This is a genomic window from Amycolatopsis sp. NPDC102389 (genome assembly GCF_044765885.1).
Lineage (GTDB): Bacteria > Actinomycetota > Actinomycetes > Mycobacteriales > Pseudonocardiaceae > Amycolatopsis.
Genome location: NZ_JBIWKX010000057.1, coordinates 1 through 21,741, shown reverse-complemented (window position 1 = coordinate 21,741; position 21,741 = coordinate 1). Strand labels below are relative to the sequence as shown.

Annotated in this window: 14 protein-coding genes; 12 read left to right on the top strand and 2 right to left on the bottom strand. The window is 66.4% G+C overall.

The window, feature by feature from the left end; translation table 11 throughout:
• Window positions 1-15: 15 nt before the first annotated feature.
• Together ACIRGA_RS33185 and ACIRGA_RS33180 are read right to left on the bottom strand one after the other, a co-directional pair.
• Window positions 16-2,559: a hypothetical protein gene (locus ACIRGA_RS33185; RefSeq protein WP_400948710.1), complete on the bottom strand. Its 2,544-nt coding sequence runs from the start codon at window positions 2,557-2,559 to the stop codon at window positions 16-18.
• A gap of 56 nt (window positions 2,560-2,615) precedes the next feature.
• On the bottom strand, window positions 2,616-5,015 hold the full coding sequence (locus ACIRGA_RS33180) for a right-handed parallel beta-helix repeat-containing protein (protein WP_400948707.1): 2,400 nt from the start codon (window positions 5,013-5,015) through the stop codon (window positions 2,616-2,618).
• 623 nt (window positions 5,016-5,638) lie between these two features.
• Between ACIRGA_RS33180 and ACIRGA_RS33175 the strand changes: the two genes are divergently transcribed.
• The 12 genes from ACIRGA_RS33175 to ACIRGA_RS33120 all read left to right on the top strand — a co-directional run bounded on the left by ACIRGA_RS33175 (window position 5,639) and on the right by ACIRGA_RS33120 (window position 21,249).
• A complete protein-coding gene (locus ACIRGA_RS33175; protein WP_400948704.1) occupies window positions 5,639-6,679 on the top strand; it encodes a beta-ketoacyl-ACP synthase III in 1,041 nt (346 codons plus the stop codon).
• Window positions 6,680-6,726: 47 nt separating this feature from the next.
• On the top strand, window positions 6,727-6,963 hold the full coding sequence (locus tag ACIRGA_RS33170) for an acyl carrier protein (RefSeq protein WP_400948701.1): 237 nt from the start codon (window positions 6,727-6,729) through the stop codon (window positions 6,961-6,963).
• Entirely contained in the window at window positions 6,960-8,180 is a 1,221-nt protein-coding gene (gene fabF, locus ACIRGA_RS33165; protein ID WP_400948696.1) for a beta-ketoacyl-ACP synthase II, read from the top strand. The genes ACIRGA_RS33170 and fabF overlap by 4 nt, the downstream gene beginning before the upstream one ends.
• A gap of 13 nt (window positions 8,181-8,193) precedes the next feature.
• Window positions 8,194-10,203, top strand: coding sequence for an acyl-CoA dehydrogenase (locus ACIRGA_RS33160; RefSeq protein ID WP_400948694.1), 2,010 nt, complete (start codon window positions 8,194-8,196; stop codon window positions 10,201-10,203).
• Between the two features lie 370 nt (window positions 10,204-10,573).
• Complete coding sequence (locus tag ACIRGA_RS33155; protein ID WP_400948692.1) at window positions 10,574-12,091, top strand: response regulator transcription factor; 1,518 nt, start codon at window positions 10,574-10,576, stop codon at window positions 12,089-12,091.
• 421 nt (window positions 12,092-12,512) lie between these two features.
• The gene (locus tag ACIRGA_RS33150; protein ID WP_400948689.1) at window positions 12,513-13,193 is read left to right on the top strand and encodes a hypothetical protein; all 681 of its coding nucleotides are present in this window, start codon (window positions 12,513-12,515) and stop codon (window positions 13,191-13,193) included.
• 286 nt (window positions 13,194-13,479) lie between these two features.
• Entirely contained in the window at window positions 13,480-14,997 is a 1,518-nt protein-coding gene (locus ACIRGA_RS33145; protein WP_400948687.1) for an aromatic amino acid ammonia-lyase, read from the top strand.
• Window positions 14,994-16,211 carry a cytochrome P450 gene (locus ACIRGA_RS33140; protein WP_400948685.1) on the top strand — a complete coding sequence of 406 codons (1,218 nt, stop codon included), beginning with the start codon at window positions 14,994-14,996 and terminating at the stop codon, window positions 16,209-16,211. Before ACIRGA_RS33145 ends, ACIRGA_RS33140 begins: the two co-directional genes overlap by 4 nt.
• Window positions 16,212-16,218: 7 nt before the next feature.
• Window positions 16,219-17,463: a cytochrome P450 gene (locus tag ACIRGA_RS33135; protein ID WP_400948682.1), complete on the top strand. Its 1,245-nt coding sequence runs from the start codon at window positions 16,219-16,221 to the stop codon at window positions 17,461-17,463.
• A gap of 6 nt (window positions 17,464-17,469) precedes the next feature.
• Window positions 17,470-18,447 carry an aldo/keto reductase gene (locus ACIRGA_RS33130; protein ID WP_400948680.1) on the top strand — a complete coding sequence of 326 codons (978 nt, stop codon included), beginning with the start codon at window positions 17,470-17,472 and terminating at the stop codon, window positions 18,445-18,447.
• Window positions 18,448-18,487: 40 nt separating this feature from the next.
• Window positions 18,488-19,225 (top strand): class I SAM-dependent methyltransferase, encoded by a 738-nt coding sequence (locus ACIRGA_RS33125; RefSeq protein WP_400948677.1) that lies wholly within the window; start codon window positions 18,488-18,490, stop codon window positions 19,223-19,225.
• Between the two features lie 68 nt (window positions 19,226-19,293).
• Window positions 19,294-21,249 carry a KedN5 family methylcobalamin-dependent radical SAM C-methyltransferase gene (locus tag ACIRGA_RS33120; protein WP_400948675.1) on the top strand — a complete coding sequence of 652 codons (1,956 nt, stop codon included), beginning with the start codon at window positions 19,294-19,296 and terminating at the stop codon, window positions 21,247-21,249.
• Window positions 21,250-21,741: the final 492 nt, after the last annotated feature.

The window sequence follows — 21,741 nt, the reverse complement described above, 5'->3', positions numbered from 1 at the left end:
TTTTGGCCGGACCTGTTATGAAGCCAGCGTTACTGTCTGCCCCTTGGCGGACGAAGACGACACATCTTCGCGCCACTCGTAGAGGGAACTCGTCATACGGCCCAGCAGGCCGGGCTCTTCGATCAACCGCAACGCACCGCGACGCCTGCGCTCGAGCGCCCGGTCGAGCTTCGCCAGCACGGCCAGATCGTGTTCGTCCAGTTCACCGGAAGCCGCAACGGTTTCGTCCGGCGCGAGTTCCCGGAACAGTGCCGCCACCCGGGGCGCGGCCGGTTCGTCGCTCGGCTCGCCGTCGACCGGCTCGGTCGCCCGGAGGGCCAAAGCCTTGAACCGCGCTCCCGCGAAGAAAACGACCTCGTTCACCGGCTGCCCGATCAACAGCTCCGACGTACGGCGCGCGGACGCGGGCCAGATGAGGACATCGAGATCCGCGTCCGGAACGGTCACATCGAGATCCATGCTGCCGACGAGGAATCCCGGCTCGGTCAAGATCGATCCCGGTGCGATCGTGCCTTCGAGCCCTTGTGCGTCCTTGCTCTGTCGGAGCACCGCACGCCGGTGGGTGGGCAGCCGCCGCAGCCCCGAGGCGAGACAGCTGACCTGTCCGTCGATCTCCCCCGCGACTCCGCCGCGCACGGCGGTGTTCAGGTCTGCGAAACCGCCGCGGCCACGGCCCAGGTAGAGGCAGACCGCGACGTAGTCGGCCTTGACCCCGGAATCAGTCTGGCCACGCATGGACGGCCAGGTCGCCAAAGCGGCGTTCACCGTGGCGAGCGCTTCGCCGTACTCGTCCCCTGCCGCGGCGCTGAACCGAGTTTGCTCAGCCGTCGTACTGGCGCGGTCGGCGACGACGAGCGCGGTCCCCGGCATCACCCGGGACTCGGCCGGTGCGACCGGCTCTCGCGCGCCGGCCGCGGCGTGGGCCAAGACCTCCGTGCGGGTCTCCTCCACCACCGGCATGGGAGCCGGAGCGGTGTCCTCCGAGCGGGCGTCGGCAACGCTCGCGGCTTCGGGGAGTTCTTTCTGTTCCGCCTCGGCCGGTGCTTCTTGCCGCGTAACGGACATCGGGACTGCCGGAGCCGGTGGCATCTGCGGAGCTTCCGCGACCGCCTCGTGCGCGGTGGCGGCGAACGCCGAGCCGGACACCGTCGGTACCGGTGCCGAAGACACCATCAACGCGGCCGGCATGACGGGCGCGCCCTGCGGACTCGATGTCTCGGCGACCGGGCGAGCCGCTTTCCCCGCGCCTGCCTGGGGTGCCGCCACCGGAGTGGAGGGCCTGGCTTGTTCCTCCCGGCGCTGAACCGGTTCGGCTCGTTTGGTTCCGGCAGGGGGACCCGGCCGGGTGGCGATGGCCGGCGTGCGATCGATCAGGTTCCGCGTCTTGTCGTCGAGCAAGCCCAGCAACTCGAGACGGGCGACCTTGCGGGTTTCCGGGGCGAGTTCGCCGAGCAGCGCCTCCGCGCCGGAAAGCAGCTCCGGCCCGATCGGCTCACCGGGCGTTCCGAGGTACAGCGTCCACCCTTCGGGGTCGAACGGCGCCGCCGAGGCCACGGAATCACCGGCTCCGGTCCGCAGCGCGAGCCCTGACGGGACGACGTCGGCCATGACCAGCCCGCGCCGATATCCGAAGGCGTCGCGCCGCTGCCATCCCCGGGGCGGGACAACGGCTTCGAGTACCTGCTGGCCTCCGTCCGCGCGCTGTAGCAGTTTCGTCACGAACGGCCGATAGCGCTTCTTCACGTCCGTAGGGGAGATTTCGACGACGACGTTCCGGCTGAGCGACTTCGCGAACTCGCTCAGCCAGGCGTGGGCACTGGTCGTCGTGGACAGCGAGACCAACCTCGTCGATACGAGCGGGAGCCGGCCGACCACTGTGGACACGAGCCCGGCGGCCGGCGCGGCACCTTCCCCTCCGACGACGATCTTGGCGACGGACGAGTCGGCGGGCACCGAAAAGGCCACGTCGCCGAGAGCCGCCGGAGGTGAGTCCGGACGCCGTACCAGCAGACCGGCAGGCACCGGTTCGAGAATCGCGGCCGGCACTGGTTCGACGATCGCGCCCGGCACGCCGAACGGCGTGGCCGGCACCGCGGCTTCCCAGGCGGGAACCGGATACCGTCGTCCATCGGGACAAGCGGGCACTCCCGGACGGAACCGCAGCCATCCGGTGCCGCCGGTCCCGTGGCCCGCGTAAAGGAGTGCCCCCGGTTCGGCGATGAAGGCGCCGTCCGGGGCGAAGATTTCGATGTCGAGCGCGTCGGCCAAAGCCTGCGGGACGAAGGGATCCCGGCCGAGTCCCGGCAAGGCGATCCGCACGGCATCGACGTCCTTCGTCACCACGGAGCGGTGCAACAGGGCGGGCAACGCGGTGATGAGCGAGCCATCTTTCGCCGCGCCTGGGGAAACCAGGACGAAAACGTGACCGTCGACGGGTTCCGGCCAGCCGATGAGGCCGGCTTGAGTGTCGGCTTCACCGATCCGGCGGATCAGCACGTGGGCACCGCGCCGTTCGACTAGGAAGTCACCGGCTCGTTGATCCACGGTGTCGCGGTTCATCTTGCCTCCTGCTCGGGCAGTGCGAATGGACGAAACCGATCCCTCGAGCGTGCTGGTCATCGCACACCGATTTCGAGGTCGTCCGCCGTCAGCAGTGTCAGGTCGGCCGCGGTCACCTCTTGGGACTCCGCGAGACGGGATGCCTGCCTGTCGGTCATCCGCTCGAACACCCGCCGCGCGGTGCGGCCGTTACCGAAGGTGCCGTCCTTCGGAATCGCTTCGAAGTAGTCGAGCAGGTTGCCCGCCGCCTTTTCGTCGAGGCGGTAGTCGTGCTTGGCGCACTGGGTCCGGACGATGGTGACGAGTTCGTCCGCCGTGTAGTTGGCGAACTCGATCGTGCGGCTGAACCTCGACTCCATACCGGGGTTGGATTCGAGGAATCTCGCCATCTCGTTCGAGTAGCCGGCGGCGATCACGACGACGTCGTCGCGGTGGTCTTCCATCAGTTTGACCAGCGTGTCGATGGCCTCGCGACCGAAGTCCGGCCCGTTGCCTCCCGAACCGGAGCTCAAGGTGTACGCCTCGTCGATGAACAGGACGCCGCCGAGTGCGGTGGTGAAGGCCTCTGTGGTCTTGATCGCCGTGCCACCGATGATCTGCGCGACCAGATCGGCCCTGGCCACCTCGACCAGATGCCCCTCGCGCAGCACACCGAGCTGAGCGAGCACCTGCCCGTAGAGGCGCGCGACCGTGGTCTTGCCGGTGCCCGGAGCGCCCGCGAACACCAGGTGGCGGGCCATCGGCGGAGCCGACAACCCCGCGTCCTGCCGCCGCTTGGCCATCTTGTTGAGGTTGATCAGCGACGTCACCTCACGTTTGACTCCGTCCAGCCCGACGAGCGCCTGCATTTCCACCAACGGATCTTTGGCAGCCGCGGGACGGGCGGGCGCGACGGCGGGCGCGGGGCTCGCCGCCTCGGCCGAGGCAGACGTCCCGAAAGCGTCAGGCCGAAGGTTTCCGCTGGTGATCAGGTCGATCACTTCGATCGAAGTGCCGGGCCGTGTCTGCCGCACGCCACTGCCATGGTTGTCCCGCACGGTGCACGAGGAGACCCGCACGGCCTCCCTCGTCTCGAGCCGGATGCCATCGGCCCTGCCGCCGGAGAACTCGGAATCGGTGACGCTGCCCGACGCGCCTTCGGCGAACTCGCAGCCCATACCGCCGCTGCTGTGTACGCGGCTACGGGCGACCGACAGGTTGGCGCCGGCGCCGGCGTGGATGCCGTCCCCACCTGACCCGGTGATCGCGCTGTCCGCCAGCGCCAGCGCGGCGTCGACGACCTCGACCCCCGCGGCCCGGGTGTTCCGAACGCTCAGCCCGCTCGCCGTCATCCGGGAGCCGCCGAGCACGCGCAGCCCCACTTCACCGCCCTCGATCTCGACGTTCTCCATCGTGCCGCGGCCGCCCTCGTCGACCTCGATTCCGGCGCCGTCCGAGCCGAGCACCCGCAACCGGCGGAAGAACGGATCAGCGGCTTCGGACACCCGTACGCCGGAGCGCTTGCTCCCGGCGACCGAGAGCTGATCGAACTCCGGCGTGGAGCGCTCGGTCACGTGGACGCCGATCCCGTCCACCTCCGCGACCTCGCAGTTGGTGAACTTGCCGCCCGAGCGGGCGGCGAAATGCACCCCACGGAAGCCGGTGGCCCGGACTCGGCAGCCGCGCAGTTCCGGCTTGCAGCCCTCGCCCACGAAGATGCCCTCGGCGCCGACGCGCTCGACAGAGCAGTCGTCGAGGACGACGTTGCCGGTGCTGGCCAGGTAGAACCCGATCCCGTCTCCGGCGGAGACGGACAATCGCCTGGCCTTCATCGCCGCTTGCTGCTCGACGGCGACCGCGGGCTTACCCGTGCCGGTGATGGTCGTGTCTTCGACGGTCAGCGCACCGCGGCCGTTGAGGCAGATGCCGTTGCCCGCGGCCTTGTCGACAGTGCAGGAACGCATCATCAGCGCGCCATCGTCGGCGACGACCACCGCGGAGGTCCCCAAGTCGGTGAACCGGCAGGACTCGAGCACTCCCCCGTCGCTGGCGGTGACCACGACGCCGGCCCCGACACCGTTGCGGACCTCGCAATCGCGCATCAGGACCTTGCCGTCACCGGACGCGAAGACCGAAGACCACCCTGTCCCCTCCAAGGAACACTCCGTCAGGCTCAACTGCCCCTGCGCCACGAAAACGGCGGGATTGTCCTTGTCCGTGGACACGACCGAGATACCCGACAAGGCTGCGGACGACGTGGCCACCGAGACCGCGACCCCCGAGCCGGTCAGGACCGTCACCGTCCCGATCCCGTCCTCGGCGGTGATGGTCACCGGCCTGGACAACACGAGGTTCTCGCTGTACCGGCCGGGAGCCACCACGATCAGAGCGCCTTCGGGCGCACCGGCCACCGCGTCACCGATGCGCCGGTAACCGTGCCCAGGCGTCTGCGTGACCATGATGACGTTTTGGCCCACGTTCCAGCTCCCTTTCTCGTCCATCACCTGTCCCGGCACCCAAGTCCGGGACTTGAGCACACCAAAAAGGGCTCAACGAAATCTTCATTCAAAGATGGGCAGATCTTCGAGCAAGAACACGGGATTAAGGCCGCGCAGGGGACCTTCGGGCAACATGTCGGACAGAATCGCCTCTTGCGCCATGCCCCGCCGCCGCCCCCGTGAGGGAAAGCCCTCCCTTTCGGACCTGGAGGGCCGGTGGTGTCCCTGAACACGGGTGCAAGGCCATGGACGGGACACGCCGCGAAGATCGCGTCGTCGCCGCGTCGTCCCGGCGGCGCTCCTCTCCCTGGTCAAGAGCCCGGCCACCGATGCTGCGGGCACAAGTTTGTCAACGGTAGGCCTCCGGCACCCCGCCGAGCCGGAACCAGGGAATTACTGCCAGGTTGACTGCCCTCAAAGGACAAGGACGGGCTCCGGCGGCCGCTGGTGTGCCTAACCTGACGGAGTGAACGAAGTCACAGCCGGTAGTTCCTTGATCCACGAACTGGGCTGCGCGGAGTTCTCCGGGATCCCTTTCCCACGACGCTCGACTTGCCCAGTTCGTTTGCGCGCGGATGCGACACAAGAACCGAGGACATTCGATGACAGTTCGGGCCGGGAACGGCGCCCCTGCGGCCGTACTTGCCGGTGTCGGTGCGTGCGTGCCGTCGAAAACGGTCACGAACGCTGACTTCTCGACGCGACTGGACACCTCGTCCGAGTGGATCACCTCCCGCACCGGTATCGAGGAGCGGCGGATGGTCAGCGATGGTGAGTCCACCGTCGACCTCGCGGTGACGGCGGGGCAAAAGGCCTTGAAGTCCGCCGGGGCGGCCGCGGTCGACGCGGTGGTCCTTGCCACCACGTCGCCGGATCGGATCTGCCCCGCGGGTGCTCCCGAAGTGGCTCACCGCCTCGGCCTGGGGGTCGTGCCGGCTTTCGACCTGACGTCCGCTTGCAGCGGGTTCCTGTTCGGTCTCGGCACCTGTCAGGGGCTCATCGCCTCGGGGATCGCGGAATCCGTCCTGTTGATCGGCGCCGAAGCGTTCTCCACGCTCGTCGATCCGGAAGACCGTGGCACGGCCGTGATTTTCGGGGACGGTGCCGGTGCTGTGGTATTGCGCGCGGGAACCGCGGACGAGCCGGGTGCGATCGGCCCGGTGACCCTGGGCACCGATGGGTCTCTCGCGGACCTGCTCTACATCCCTTCAGGGGGATCTCGCCAAAGGTCGGCGAGCGGCCTCGGGCGCGAACTGGAGACCTCCTCCTGGTATTTGCAGATGGCGGGCAGAAATCTCTACCAGCACGCCGTCGCACGTATGACGGAGGCTTCCCGTACGGCTCTGGAACTCGCCGGCTGGCCAGTGGACACAGTGGATCGTTTCGTCGGCCACCAAGCCAACTTGCGCATCCTCACCGCCGTCGCCAAACGCCTCGAGGTTCCGGAAGAACGACTTTTCGTCAACATCGACCGGGTGGGGAACACCCTGGCCGCCTCCATCCCGCTCGCCCTCACCGATGCCGCTTCGCAGGGCGAGCTCCGATCCGGGGACCGCGTCCTGCTGAGCGCCTTCGGCGCGGGTCTTTCCTGGGGAGGGACCACGTTGGTGTGGCCCGCCCTTTCGGCCGAAGCTCCCCTGTGACCGGTTCCCGAGTGGGTAAGCAAATAAAGAAAACGAAGGAGATCGCCATGACGGTTTACGAACGCGTCGAAGCAATGCTGACCAAAGCCTTCGGCGTCGAGCCAGGGGCCGTTTCACGGGAGGCGACCTTCGACCAGATGGACCTGGACTCACTGGCACAGGTCGAGTTCAGCGAGGTTCTTTCCGAGAGTTTCGGCTTCGAACTCGACGCCGACAAATTCTTCGAGCTGGAGAACCTCGGTGAGCTGATCGATCTGCTCGAGGCGCAGGCGGCGACTGTATGACTCCACCTTTCGCGGCGGCAGTGACCGGCATCGGCCTCGTGACCCCTGCCGGTATCGGCGTTAGCGAAAGCTGGAACTACGTGTTGAAGGGCGAGTCCGTCGCGGCGCCCGACCCGGAATTGGCGGACCTGCCCGTCGATTTCTCGTGCCGGGTGCCCGGTTTCGACCCGGTCGCCGTGGTCGGTCCGAAACAATCGTGGCGGATGGATCGGGTGCAGATGCTGTCGATCGCGGCGGCTCGGCAAGCGGTCGAAGACGCGGGGCTGGTCACCGATGACTGGAACGGCGCTCGCGTGGGTGTGGTCGTCGGAACGGGTTTGGGTGGGATGTCGACCCTCGAATCACAGCATTCGGCCATGCGGGAAAAGGGCGCGGGCAAGGTGTCCGCGCTGACCCTGCCGATGTTCCTGATCAACATGGCCGCGGGTCAGCTCGCGATCGAACTCGGCGCCCGCGGTCCCAATCTGACCGTGTCGACCGCCTGCGCGTCCGGTGCGACGGCGATCGGCGTGGCGAGGGACCTTCTGCGCTCCGGCGCGGCCGACGTGGTCGTCGCGGGAGGCGCCGACGCGGGCGTCACGCCCATGACCGTGGCGGCGTTCGCGAAGATGAACGCTCTGTCGACGAGGAGGTCGGATCCTCGCACCGCCTCGCGTCCCTTCGACGCCGATCGTGACGGGTTCGTCATCGCGGAGGGCGCGGGCATGGTCGTGCTGGAGACCGAAGACCACGCCCGCGCTCGCGGAGCGCGGGTACGGGGAAAGGTCATCGGATACGGGGCGTCGGCGGACGCACATCACGTCACCTCCCCGCATCCCCAGGGGGGAGGTGCCGAGCAGGCGATCCGCACGGCGCTCGCGGACGGCGACGTGGCGGCCTCCGATGTCGAGTACATCAATGCCCACGGCACGTCGACACGACTCAACGACTCGGTGGAGGCGTCGACGATCAACCGGATCTTCGGAACCGGGCCCGCGGTGAGCTCGACGAAGGGGGCGATCGGTCACACCCTGGGCGCGGCCGGGGCGATCGAGGCCATCTACTCGGTCCTGGCGCTCGAACATGGCGTGGTGCCCCCCACCGCCAACCTCGTCAACCCGGACCCCGAGATCGATCTCGACCTGGTCGGCTCGCCTCGCGGTGGCGCGTACCGGGTCGCCATGAGCAATTCCTTCGGGTTCGGCGGCGCGAACGCCGTACTCGTCCTCGCCTCTTGACAAGGAAAACCGTATGACCGCAGCAACGCCGAAGAACACGCCCACCGACCGCTGCCAGGAGGACCTTGCCCGGATCGTCTACGACGGCGAGTTCGACAGGATTCACCGCGCCCTGCGCACTGTGTTGAAGGACCCGGTATTCGACCCCAGGGAAAACCTGACCAAACACGAAGCCGGTCGCTTGTCCTACGACCGGACATTCCGCATGCAACGCGGTTTGGGCTCCGCGGTCGATCTGGTCGCCGATCCGATGCGGATGTTCGCGGCGACCGAGTGGTCCAGCCTGCTGGACACCACGACGACCGCTCTTCTGAACAGTCACTACAACCTGTGCCTCGGCGCGATCCTGCAGCACGGTGCGGGCCGCACGGATCTGGCGGACTACATCGAAGAGCTCAGCACCATGTCCTCGGTCGGTATGCTGATGGTCACGGAACTCGGCTACGGGAACAACGTCGCGAACCTCGCCACGGAGGCGGTGTACGACCCCGCCACCGAGGAGTTCGTGCTCAACACCCCGCACGCCGGAGCACAGAAGTTCATGCCGTACACGGGGATCCGGAACATCCCCAAGATCGCCATCGTCATGGCCCGGCTGAAGGTGGCCGGGACCGACCATGGCATCTTCCCCTTCATCGTTCCTCTCAGTGACCACAAAGGACTGCTGCGCGGCGTGCACGCCGCGCCCTGCCCGGAGAATCCCGGTCTCGCCCTCGACAACGGGACCACCTGGTTCGATCACGTCCGGCTGCCGCACCGGAACCTGCTGTCCGGGAAGATGGGACGCCTGGCCCTCGACGGCACCTTCCACAGCGACATCCGCAGCCGCCGCAGGCGGTTGACCGAGGCACTGGACAGGGTGAATCCCGGCCGCGTCAGCCTCGCCGCGTCCATCGTCGCAGCGGGCAGGGCGAGTACCTACATCAGCGTCACGTATTCGCTCAACCGTCAGACGGCCGCACCGGGCCACGGTCGCGAAATGCCGATCATGGGATACCGCACGCATCAGGTCGCGGTGCTCGGCGCGCTGGCGAAGGTCTACGCGATGACCGTCCTGGTGAACCACACCAAGCGGCGCTTCGCCGAAACCCATGGTGCGGACGCCGGCGACGTGACCTCCCTCGTCAACATCGTCAAAGCACTGACGAGCTGGGAGATGTCCGAGGTCATCCATACCTGCCGTGAACGACTCGGTGCCCAAGGCGTGTTCTCGGTGAACCGGATCGCCGACTACGTCGGTATGGCACAGGGTGTCGTGACGGCGGAAGGCGACGCACTGCCCAGGATCGCCACCACCGCGTTGGAGCTGCTGCACCAGACGCCCAGGGTCCCCCTGCCACAGCCCCCCGAGACCGCCGAAGGTGACATGGCGGACAGCTCGCTGCAGCTGGACTTGATGCGGTACCGCGAGACGCACCTGCGGGAAACCTTCCGCAAGAACATGCGGGGATTGGCCTCCTATCAAGGAGAGGACCCCTTCACGTCGCTGTGGAACGACAACATCACCACGGCGGTGGCGATGGCCCGCAGTCGTGGCGTGCGCATCGCGATGGAACAGTTCACCGCCGCCGCGGCGGACGCGCGGGAAGAGCGTGTCGGCGAGGCCCTGCGCCTGTTGTGCTCGCTGTACGGCTTGATCGAGATCAACCGGGAAGCCGCCTGGTACCTCGCGGAGGGCGCGCTGACTCCCGCGCAGTTCAAGCGGATCCCCGGGCTCATCGACGAGGCGGCCGAGGCCCTGGTGCCCTTCTCCGCCCTGCTGGTCGAGGGATTCAACCTCTCACCCGAACTGTTGCGCGCGCCGATCGCCGCCGACGACTACCTCACCGCGGTGGACCGGTACATCTGGTCACGCGTGTCGCCGGACGACCAGGCGAAGATGGCCGGCATTCGGCGACGGAAGGACGACCTCGCCGTGGTCGGGCCTCGTTCTCCGCAGGACGCGAACCCCGCCGCCGCTGACGCCACGGCCGTCAGTGACAGTACCGAGAACGTGGAAGAGCAAGTCCTGGGCCGGGTCTGAACCCGCCCTTCACACCTTCCCCAGTACATGATGGCCCCCTTCCTTGCGCCTGGCGAAAGGAAGGGGGCCATCATGTACTTCGAGAGGGGTGACTCAGCCACCAGGAAAGTGTCTCTTGTGGGCATTCGAAGCACGGCCGTGTTGCGTGCGCCGTCGGCTCGCGCCGCGGCCTGATGTCCCCCATGAGGCATCGGGGACGCTGACCGTCTCCCATGCGACATTGGGGACATGCCAGGCTCCCGATTCCCGCTTACACCACGTTCACCGTACCGTCATCAGCCTGAAACACCACTCACGACCGCCCCAGGAAGCGGCAAGGCCCCACCGGGGAGGATGGCCAACTGCGCCGGCCGAAGTACGATAAGCGAAGATGGCCCCCACCCAGGTGGGGAAAAACGACCCGCGAAGGCGTTTTTCGCGACTCGATCCGGCGTGGCCGGGCCGATCGGCGACCGAACAGGTAGGCGGGACGGGGAAAGGCATGACTGAACGGGGCAAGCCGGACGACACCGCGGCCGCGCTCGAAGCACTCGAGGCCGCACGTAAGGAACGGGCGCGGTTGAGCAAGCTGGGCCGGTGGTCCGAGGCCGACGAAGCCGCATTGAGCACCTTGCGCCAAGTCCTCTCGGTCGGCGCCCCCGATATCGTCGGACCAGACTTGGGTGGCCTGGTCTACGTGGCGGGCAGTCCCCGGCCTGGACCTCAGACCAGTGGTCGGCACGGGCATCCTGTTCCGCCGGAGCGCCTGAGCGCGACGCAAGCGATGTTGCTGGTGAACCACGGGAACCAACCGCTCGAAGCGGCCGAACTGGCCCACCGGGCCCTGAAGTCGTTCAACTGGCGGGATGTCGGCAGCTTCTGGTACTCTGTTCTGTCGTTCGTCTACGTCGACGACGGCGACAGCGCCCAGTACTATTGCGAGCGTGCCATGGCACGTGCGGGTTGGGCGACCTCGTCCACGTTGACAGTGCTCCGAGCCCGCGTCGCGACTCTCAGCGGAGACTCGGTCACCGCTGTCCGGCTATTCCTTCCTCTCATCGCCGACGGCGTCGGGGATCAATTCACCGAGGTCGCGGTGGCCTGGGCCATCGAAGCCCTGGTCGATCTCGGCGATTTCGATCGCGCGGACGATTTGATGCGCGCCCACGCTTTCAGCGGCAACCTGGACGCCGTCGTCGATCGCGCCGAAGTCCTGGCGGCGCGCGGTCTCCTGAAACGGGCGATCGGGCAGCCGGAGTCGGCCTACGAGGACTTCATCGCCTGCGGCCGGGAGCTCGCCGAATGGGGGGTCACCAATCCCGCCGTCATCCCTTGGCGGTCACGCGCGGCGCTCTGCGCCGCCGCGACGGGACGCGAGACCCTCGCACTCCCCCTTGCCGAGGAGGAGCTCAGCCACGCGAGGCGATGGGGTACCGCCCGCGCGGTCGGTACGGCCTTGCGGGCGGTCGGCCTGGTGTCCACCGGGGGCCGGGACATCGAGCTCTTGAAGAAGGCGGTCGAACTGCTGGCCCGCAGTAATGCGCGGAACACCTTGATGGAAGCCCAGTACGAACTCGCGGTGAAGCTGAAGCTCGAGGGACGACACGAGGAGGTCCAGTCCGCCCTCAGAGACTCCCGCGAAACAGCGATTTCGCTAGGCAACAAGGCCTGGGAACTCCGCGCTGACGACGCGATGCGACGCTGGACGGCAGCCGACGCCACCCAGAGAGTGTCTTCGAGGGAACGTAAAGTCGCGAACCTCGCTCAAGCCGGGTTGAGCAACGGAGAGATCGCCAAGCGTTTACGCTTGACGATCTCGACCGTGGAGTTTCATCTCTCGAATACGTATCGCAAGCTCGCGATCTCCGGACGAAGCGAACTACGTTCCATCATAGTTCCCATTTTGTAGGACACCAGGCGTCGATGGCCGGAGTGCCCGTTCGACCGAAAATGCTTCCCGAATGACCTTCTCGGGGCAAAGCGCGTCCTCCGGACGGGGCACTCATTCGCCCTGTCACTGTGACGAACCGTGACGCATATTGCTTTGGAGTAGGCACGAGCATCCCGGATGGCGTCGTTTCACCGCATCTCCTCGGCGCCGACGGGGCGCGTGAACTGCGCGAAGTCCTGACCGGCAAGCTGCCTGAACAGGTCGTCACCCTCGAGTCGGATGGCCGTACGGCCCGAATGCGAGCCAGTCTCCCTGCCACGCCCTCGACCGTGCTGCAACGGTACGAACTGTCCTGGCAACCGGAAAAGGCAAGCCCGAGCTACCGGCCGGGCCACTGTTCCCCGCAGACACGCCGGTGGTCCTCGGTGATGGCGCGTCAGTGCCGGAGGGGTTGCCGGATGACGCGGCCTTACTCCGGTTCGACGACACGGGCTGGCGGCTCGGCAGGCGACGGGTGGACGACGGCGAGGAGCTTCTCGCGACGTTGACCGAGCGGTCCTACCGGCACGTGCGCGTGTTCGCGACACTGGAACCGTGGGACGGCTGGCCGGCTCGGGAATCCGCTCCGGCCTCCGCACTCCGGCTGCACGACGCCTGTTTCCTGATCGCCAGGGGCGGCCAAGGGACTGGGAACCTACGGCATCGCCCTTCCCGTGGCGCGCGTGAGGACGGAGCCGTCCACCCGTACGCGGGGCTGTTCACCGGATTGGTCAAGGAGCTGGAGCTGGAGCCGGTGGTCGCCGGGGCACGCTTCCGTGTGCTCCTGACCGCCGCGCACGACGAGTTGGCTCTCGCGGAACTCGCCAAGGAAATGCGGATCCGGCACGCCCTGCCAGGAGTGGTCCTCGGAGGCGGCAACCGCTGGGTAAGGCGCGCGCGGCCCGCCCACGTACCCTCCGCCTGGGGACCGGTCCTTGCCGAGGACGCCGTCGTACTCGGCGCGGGAACGAGCCCCGGTTTCGGATGGTCACCCTCCTCGGTCTGGCCGAGAGCTGCCGTCCCGTCATTTATATCCTCGGCACCAACGACCTTTCCGCCTACCAGTACACAGAACTGGTAGAGGACGAAGAAGCCCAAGAGGTAGCTCGGTGACTCGTCCCAAGTGGACACGCGCGGGACGTTCGTCCTTGTGCCACAAGCCCTCCTCCGTCGTTCCACCCGACGGAACGGCCGTTGTCGCCACCGAGTGATCTACATAGCATGATGGTCGGTTCGTCACACCGGTCCGACGAAAGCCAACGAGCACTTCATTTCGGTGATGCCGAAAAGGTCGTGGTGTGTATCGAGCCACGGCACCAGGTAGATCCGCGAGCCGCACAGGACCGTGCCGAGAGGATGTGCCTAGCGTGACCTTGATCCAGACGCCGCCTTACGTTCCCGTCATTTCCGTCGCCGAATCACGCACGCTGGCCGATCTCGAGGCCGCCGGCGGCGCCATCGAGGTGACGCTCGACCCGGACACCAGGAACCGGGTGGACGAGGGACGGAAGTTCGTCATGCGGTGCCTCGCCGAAGGGCGTCCTGTCTACGGTGCGACAACAGGTTTCGGACCGTTGGTCGGCTTTTCCGGACGGGACGCGGACGCCGACCAGTGCGAGAACCTGCTCTCCCACCTCACCGCGGGGCAAGGTCCCGATCTGCCGGAGTCCATCGTCCGCGCGGCCGTGCTCGCCCGGCTGTCATCGCTCGCGCGGGGACGGTCGGGCGTTTCGGTGACCGTGCTCGAGGCTCTGGCGGAAATGCTGGGGACGAGCTTCGCTCCAGCCGTACCCCGGCTCGGTTCGGTCGGTGCCAGTGGCGACCTGGTTCCGCTCGCACACATGACACAGGCCTTGAAAGGCCGGGGGCACGCCTATGCCGGTGGCGTTCGGATGGAGGCGGGTGACGCGCTCGCATCCTGCGGCCTGCGGCCTCTCGAACTCGACGGCCGGGACGCGCTGGGCCTGGTGAACGGCGTCTCCCTGACCGCCGCGGCGGCCGGACTGGCCATGGCCCAGTTCACCCGCTCGCACCGGATCGCCGGACTCTTGACCGCACTGCTCGCCGACCAACTCGGGTGCGGCACCGACTTCAGCCATCACCACCTCCTCGATGCCTTCGGGCATCCCGAAGTCGTCGAGGAGGCCGCTGACCTGCGGGCACACCTGGCAGGCACCCGGCCGACCGGAGACCGGCCGCTGCAAGAGCCCTACACCATCCGTTGCGTTCCTCAGCTCCTCGGCGCGGTGCGGACGAGCATGCGCCAAGCGCGGGAAGTGATCCTGCAGGACCTGAACGGCATCAGCGACAACCCGTTGTTCTTCCCGGAGCACGATCTCGTTCTCCACGGCGGTAACTTCTTCGGCCAGCCTGTCGCTTTCGCCGCCGACACGATGACCATGGCCGTCGTGCAGACCGGTAACCTCGCCGAACGCCAGCTCGACCTCCTCGTCGACCCTCACCGCAACGGTGGCCTTCCCCCGGTATTGGCCACCGAACCCGGGCGACAGCACGGGGTACAGGGGGTTCAGATCGCCACGACGGCGATCGTCGCCGACATGCGCCGTACGGCCATGCCTGCCTCGCTGCAGAGTCTGCCCACCAACCTGCACAACCAGGACATCGTTCCGTTCGGGACACAGGCCGCGTTGAACGCCTTCGATCAAGTACGGTCGCTGCGGCTGTTGCATGGTTCCTTGGCCCTCGCCCTGCGCCAGGCGGTCCATGTCGGTGCGCGCAGGCCGACCGCCCCTGCCTGCGCCGAGGTGATGGACAGGCTGGTCGACGAGATCGCCCCGATCGATCCGGACCGCCCTCTCCACGAGGATGTGCGGCGGGCCGCCGACGTACTCGACGACGTCGCGATGTCTGGTGTGGACAGATGACCCGGGCGGCTTCCGGATGTCCCGTCCAGCCGTTCAGCCCGGCTTTTCTGTCCGACCCCCACCCCACCTACGACCATCTCCGCCGGGAAGCACCGGTACAGCAGGTGGTGATGCCGAGTGGTGAACAGGTTTGGCTGGTCACCCGGTACGACGACGTCCGGCAAGGACTCGCGGATTCACGGTTGTCGAACGATCAGACGCGGCTGAAGATCCAGCGGCCGTTCGCCGCGCTCCCGTCGAAGGTCGAATCGGCGCTCACCACCGACATGCTGAACGTCGATCCGCCGGTGCATACCCGTCTCCGCTCCGTCATCGCCGAAGCATTCACACAGCAGAAGGCCAACGCCATGCGGGGGACACTCCAACGCATCTGCGACCAACTGCTGGAAGAGCTGGCGACACGAGAGATCGTCGACGTCGTCTCGGACTACGCAGGGGTGTTCGCCACCCGTGCCACCGCTGCGCTGCTGGGCATTCCCGCGGAGTACAGCCAGCCGTTCCACCAGTGGGGCAACGAAATCGCTTCGACGATCCTCAAGAAGAACAACGACGACGAACTTTTGCGGCCGGCGGCCGACATGCACGATTTCGGCAGCCGGCTGATCGACCACAAACGCCGGGAACCCCAGGACGATCTGCTCAGCAGGCTCGTGCTGGCGCACGACAGCGACGAACTGAGCTGGGAAGAGCTCGCGTCGATGATCAACCTTCTGCTCATCGCGGGCCGTGAGGGCCCCGCGAACATGATCGGCACCGGCATCCATCTCCTGCTGACCCACCCACGGGAACTCGCTCGCCTGCGTGCCCGGCCGGAGTTGATCGAGACAGCCGTCGAGGAATTTCTTCGCTTCGAGGCGCCTTTGGGGCTGGCCATCTACCGGAGCGCGGACGAACCGATCACCCTCTCCGGTGTCACGATACCCGCGGGCGAGCCGATCCTGTTCTCGCTGCTGTCCACCGGCCGTGACCCGGAACGCTTCGAGGACGCCGACGATCTCGACGTCGGCCGGACCGCCAAGCAGCACCTCGGCTTCGGCTGGGGCAGACACTACTGCCTGGGTGCGCCGCTCGGCCGGTTGGAAGTCCAGACGGCGATCGGTTCCCTGGTACGGAAATTCCCGGAGCTACGGCCGGCCGAGCCGAGTGAAGAGGCTCGATGGAATCCCAGTGTGATCACGCGTGGGCTCGTCTCGCTGCGCGTCCGAACGAAGTGAGGTCCGTATGCCGGACACGCAGCACACGGATGTCTTTCCCGCCCTGGTGAAGCTGATCAACCGACGCTTCATGCAGGATCCCTACGACGATCTCGCGAAAGTACGGGAAACAGAGGCCGCGACACCCATCGAGAACAACGGCATGCGCATGTGGGTGGTCGGCCGCTACGACGACGCGCGCGCACTCCTTGCCGACTCCAGTCTCAAGAAAGACCTGGTGGTCAAACGCAAGGAGATCCTGGAACAGTCCCTCGTACGCCCGGAGCGCCGTCCGCGGCTACCCCACGCCATCAGGCGGAACATGCTCGATCGCGACGAGCCGGACCACACCCGTCTGCGAAGCCTGCTCGCGAAATCCTTCACCTCGGCCAAAGTCGAGCAGATGAAGCCCAAGGTCGAGCGCTTGGTGACCGACCTGCTGGACGCCATTCCACTGGGCAGGCCGATCGACCTCATCGAGGAGTTCACCCGGCCGCTTGCCGTGACGATCATCGCCGATCTGCTCGGCGTCCCGGCCGAAAGCCGTGAGGATTTCCCCACTTGGGAGAACGACATCCTGACTGCCCCGGACATCCCGCAGATCGAAGAAGCGGGTGCGGCTCTCGTCGGATTCTCGGAAAGCCTCCTCGCGGCGAAGAAACTCGACCCAGGGCCGGATCTGATCAGCGGGCTCGTCGAAGACCACCGCAACGGTGCACTCGACGACGTCGAGCTGATCTCGATGGTCACGTTGATGCTCATCGCGGGAATGGAACCGGGAAGCGCGCTCTCGAATGGCCTGTTCACGCTGCTCCGGCACCCCGCGCAACTGAGCGCTCTCGCCGGAGATCCCGGTTTGCTGACCGGCTGCATCAACGAGATCCTGCGCTACGAGAGCCCGTTCAGGATGCTCACGCCCCGGTACTCCGAATGCCCGATGAAGCTCGGCGACACGACGATCCCGGCCAACGAACTCATCCTCGTGTCCGTCGCGGCGGCGAACCGCGACCCACGTTGGTTCGAAAACCCCGACGAGTTCGACATAACCCGCGACGCACGAGGACATCTCGGATTCGGCCGAGGTACTCATCGTTGTCTCGGCGCCCAACTGGGGTGGCTGGAGATGGAAACCGCGTTGACCCGATTGCTGAGCCGATTCTCAATCAGGCTCGCCGTCCCGGCCGACGAAGTGGTCTGGCGTCCCGGCATGTTCATGCGACGCCTGCAGGCCTTGCCCGTGGTACTCACCGAACTCGCTTGCTCCGAAAGGTGATCCGTTGTGGAACGACTTGAGCTGGGCGCGACCGACCTCGTCGTATCGAGGCTCGGCCTTGGCACGATGACCTGGGGCGGAGTGACCGACGAGGAGGCCGCGGCCGAACAGCTGAAGGCTTTCATCGAGGCGGGTGGGAACTTCCTCGACACCGCCGACGTCTACGCCGGCGGCCGGGCCGAAGAGACGATCGGCAAGTTGCTCGGCGGTGTCGTCGCCCGGGAGGACATCGTGCTCGCGAGCAAAGCTGTCGGTGTGCTGGACGGAGGACCGCGGCCGAGGTCGGACGCTTCGAAGCGGCATCTCCTCGAAGCACTCGACGCCTCATTGCGCAGGCTCGGCACCGACCATCTCGACCTGTGGCAAATGCACGCTTGGGACTCCACGGTCCCGCTGGAAGAGACCATGGAGGCGATCGACGTCGCCGTGTCGAGCGGCCGTGTCCGCCACGCGGGGATCTGCAACTACTCGGGTTGGCAGACGATGAAGGCGACCGGGATCCAGAAGGCACAGGGCCGGCCTCCGCTGGCTTCGACGCAGGTCGAGTATTCCCTGCTGGAACGGGGTATCGAGCGCGAGGTCGTTCCCGCGGTCCAGGATCAGAACCTCGGGATTCTCTGCTGGGCGTCCTTGGGCCGCGGGGTACTGACGGGCAAGTACCGCAACGGCGTCCCGGAGCGACGGTTGAAGAGCAAACCCTTCCAGGCCTATGTCGGTCAGCGCCTGGACGAACACTCGACGCGAATCGTCGCGGCGGTCGCCGAGGCGGCGGACACACTGGGTGTCGGCATGGTGGACATCGCCCTTTCCTGGCTATGGCGACAACCGTGGGTGACCGTCGCACTCGTGGGCGCGCGGAACTCGGCTCAGCTCCAAGATTCCCTCGCGGCCGCCACCAAGAACTTCACCCTTCCCGAGGACACACTCTCCAGTCTCAGCCTGGTGTCCAGGCCCCAGCGCGGCTATCCGGAAAACGGAGTCTGAGCACAACCGACAGCCAGAGCAACACCAGCAGGAGGCAATGATGTCATCGGTTTTCGAGACCCGGGAAGCGGAACGTCTCAAGAAATGGGACCGGTACTGGCGAGAACTTCCACCCGGAGAGGGCGTCGCCGTCTGGGACACCCCCGCGGCGAGCAACGTCGGCACCCATATGTCATGGATGGAACCGTATTTCGAAAAGTCCCTGCCCGTCCTCGACATCGGGTGCGGGAACGGCACGCAGACGGCCCACCTGACCGGGAAATACGAACGGGTCCTCGGCCTCGAGATCTCCGAATCCGCGGTCGAGGCCGCCAGCGAGACACACCGGCACCCTGGCCTGGAATTCCGCCAGTTCGACATTCTGAGCGATCCGGCAACGGCGACACTGCACGACGAACTCGGCGATTGCAACATCTACGTCCGAACGCTACTGCATGTCTTCCCCAAGGACGAACAACTCGCCGCGGCGGCCAACCTGGCCCGGCTTCTCGGAAGCACCGGACACATCCTCATCCTGGAAATGCCGCACTCCGCGGGCCCGGTGTTCGAGGCAGGACTGAACCAAAGCGAGGATTCACTTCCCAAGGTGCGCCGGAACATCAGTTACGATGTGATCGGAGCCAATCTGGCCGACGGCGAAATAGCCGAGATCCTCGACAAGGCCGGGATCGAAACAGTGGAGCACGGCACGACACTGATGCCGTCCACCGATCGCCTGAGCGACGGAACCGCACTGGAAATTCCACTGGAATACGTTTTGGGCAGGAACCGTCCGTGAAGGTCGGCTGACGGCCGTCTCCCGCAGCGACGGACGCCAACGAAATGTGCTCGTCAGAAGGGAAAGACATGGACGCGTCCGGAAAGCTGTCCGTCGTTCTCGTGCAGCAAGGCGTCTGGGACTCGGAACTGGAATCGATGCCCCTGGCGAGCGGATACCTCAAGGCGTCCGCTCTCGCGGACGAGAGGCTCAACCGGGAAACCGCGGTCTCCATCCGCAACTATCGCGGGAGGGTGACGACGTCCGGTATGGCGAACGACCTCTTCGGCGACGCCGTTCCGGATGTCCTGGCCTTCTCGGTATGCGGCTGGAACTTCCGCCAGTTCGGCGCCTTGGCCGAGACCTTCAAGCAGCTCAATCCCCAGGGTTGGGTGATTTTCGGCGGCACGCACGTCGCGCACCAGGGCGAGCGGACCTTCCGCATGTTCCCCGCGGTCGACGTGGTCGTCGACGGCGAGGGAGAATTCGTCTTTCCCGAGCTCCTGCACGCGGTCCTGGGCCGACGGCAGCCCGACGACCTGGGCGACCTCGCCGGGCTGACCTACCGTGACCGGCAAGGCAGCGTCGTCAGCACCGACGCCCGGCCACGCATCACGAACCTCGACGATGTGCCGTCACCCTTCCTTACCGGCGCGATCGAGCTCACCGACGGGAACGGCCGTTTCCGTTACGACGTCGCCCTCATGGAGACGAACCGCGGCTGCCCCTACAAATGCGCGTTCTGCTACTGGGGAGGCGCGACCGGCCAGAAGGTGCGCGCGTTCTCACGGGAACGCCTCCGCGCCGAACTGGAAGTGTTCGCCAAACTCGAGGTGCACACAATCGTCCTCTGCGACGCCAACTTCGGGATGTTGCCCGGCGACGAACAGTTCGTCGAAGACGTCATCGAGCTCCGGGAGCGTTATGGTTTCCCCCGCGCGATAGAGGCCTCTTGGGCGAAGAACAAGTCCAAGACCTTCTTCCGGATAGTCCGTCGCATGAAGGAGACGGGCATGCGCAGTTCGTTCACCCTGGCGCTCCAGACTCTGGACGACGACGCGCTCGACCTGATGAACCGGCGGAACATGAAGGTCAACGACTGGGAGGAACTGGTCGCCTGGCTGGCGGCCGAAGGGCTGGACTGCTACGCCGAGCTGATCTGGGGAGCTCCCGGCGAAACGATCGAATCCTTCATGGCAGGCTACGACCGGCTTTCGGCGAAAGTGTCACGCATCGCCTGCTACCCGATGCTGCTGCTCCCCAACACCGATTACACCGAAAAGAAGGAGCTGCACGGGCTGGTGACAGTGCGCGGGGACAACGACGACTTCGAATACGTTCTCGCCAACAGATCGGTGTCCTTCGCCCAGAACCAGAAGATGGCACGCTTCCTGTACTGGGCGCGGGTCGTGGCGGAGATGTGCGTACTGCGCCACACTTGGGTCGGGCTCCGCGGGCTGACCTCGATAACCCAATCCGAGGCACTCCTCGACTTCGACGAATGGCTGCTCACCACCGACAATCCCGCCGCCGAGCCCCTCCGTGTCGCGGCGAGGCCCACCATCGGCGGCGCCGGCGATCTGGAAACGGCGATCACGTTGTTCTACACGGACAAGGCGACCAAGCAGCTGCTGCGTGCTTGGTGGACGGAGAGTATCCTTCCCCGGGTGCCGGATGGCCATCGATCCCTGCTTCAGGCGATCTTCGATTTCGATCTGCTGACTCAGCCGGTGACGGCGGATTCTGACGATCCGCGGCCGCAACGGGTGTCGGTGCGCTGCGGTGAGTACTACGTCCTCAAAGAGGTCAAGCTGCGGTATGACATTCCGGGGATACTCGGCACTTTGCGCAGGGGTGAGACACCCCGCCTCTCCCCCGTCCCGACCGTCGTGGACCTGTACTACCGCGTGGGGGCGGACGATGTCGTCCGCTCCACGAATCACGAAACGATCATCCACTTCATGGGGCAGACGACCGAAGAGGTGATGGCGAACGCGGGCGTCACTTCCGCCGACTTCACCCTGAACACGGAAGAGGTCGCGTAATACCGCGAGGGTCCCGCGTGGCGATTCGTGTTCTAGCGAGCCCTCTGTTCTTGAGGGCGAGGCAAGGTGTCTGGTCGCGGGATTCGCTCGCGGCCGCGGGAAGGCCGTGTCGCGAAAGCCACTTTCGGGACCTCGGGCGTCGCGAAAGTGGCTTTCGCGACGCATCCCGACCATGGGTTTCAGCGACAGCACCGGCTCAGCGAAGACCCCTCTTCGCTACCACACCCCTGCCCCGATGAAGGGCTTCTTCGATCGCTTCAAGGCAGGCAGAAGGCTTCCGTTGCGTAGCTCTGGACTGACCACAAGAGCCGGCCGCGTCTTGAGTGCCCACAGGGGACACTTTCGAGCGGTCAAATGTCCGGTCGATACCCATATGAACGGTTTGCGCGGGCGTGGGGGGGGGGGGGGGGTGGTGGTTGGGGGGGGTGTGTGAAAAACGCCCCCCCCCCCCCCCCCCCGAAAAAGCCCCCCCCAGCCCGCGCCCGCCGGTGG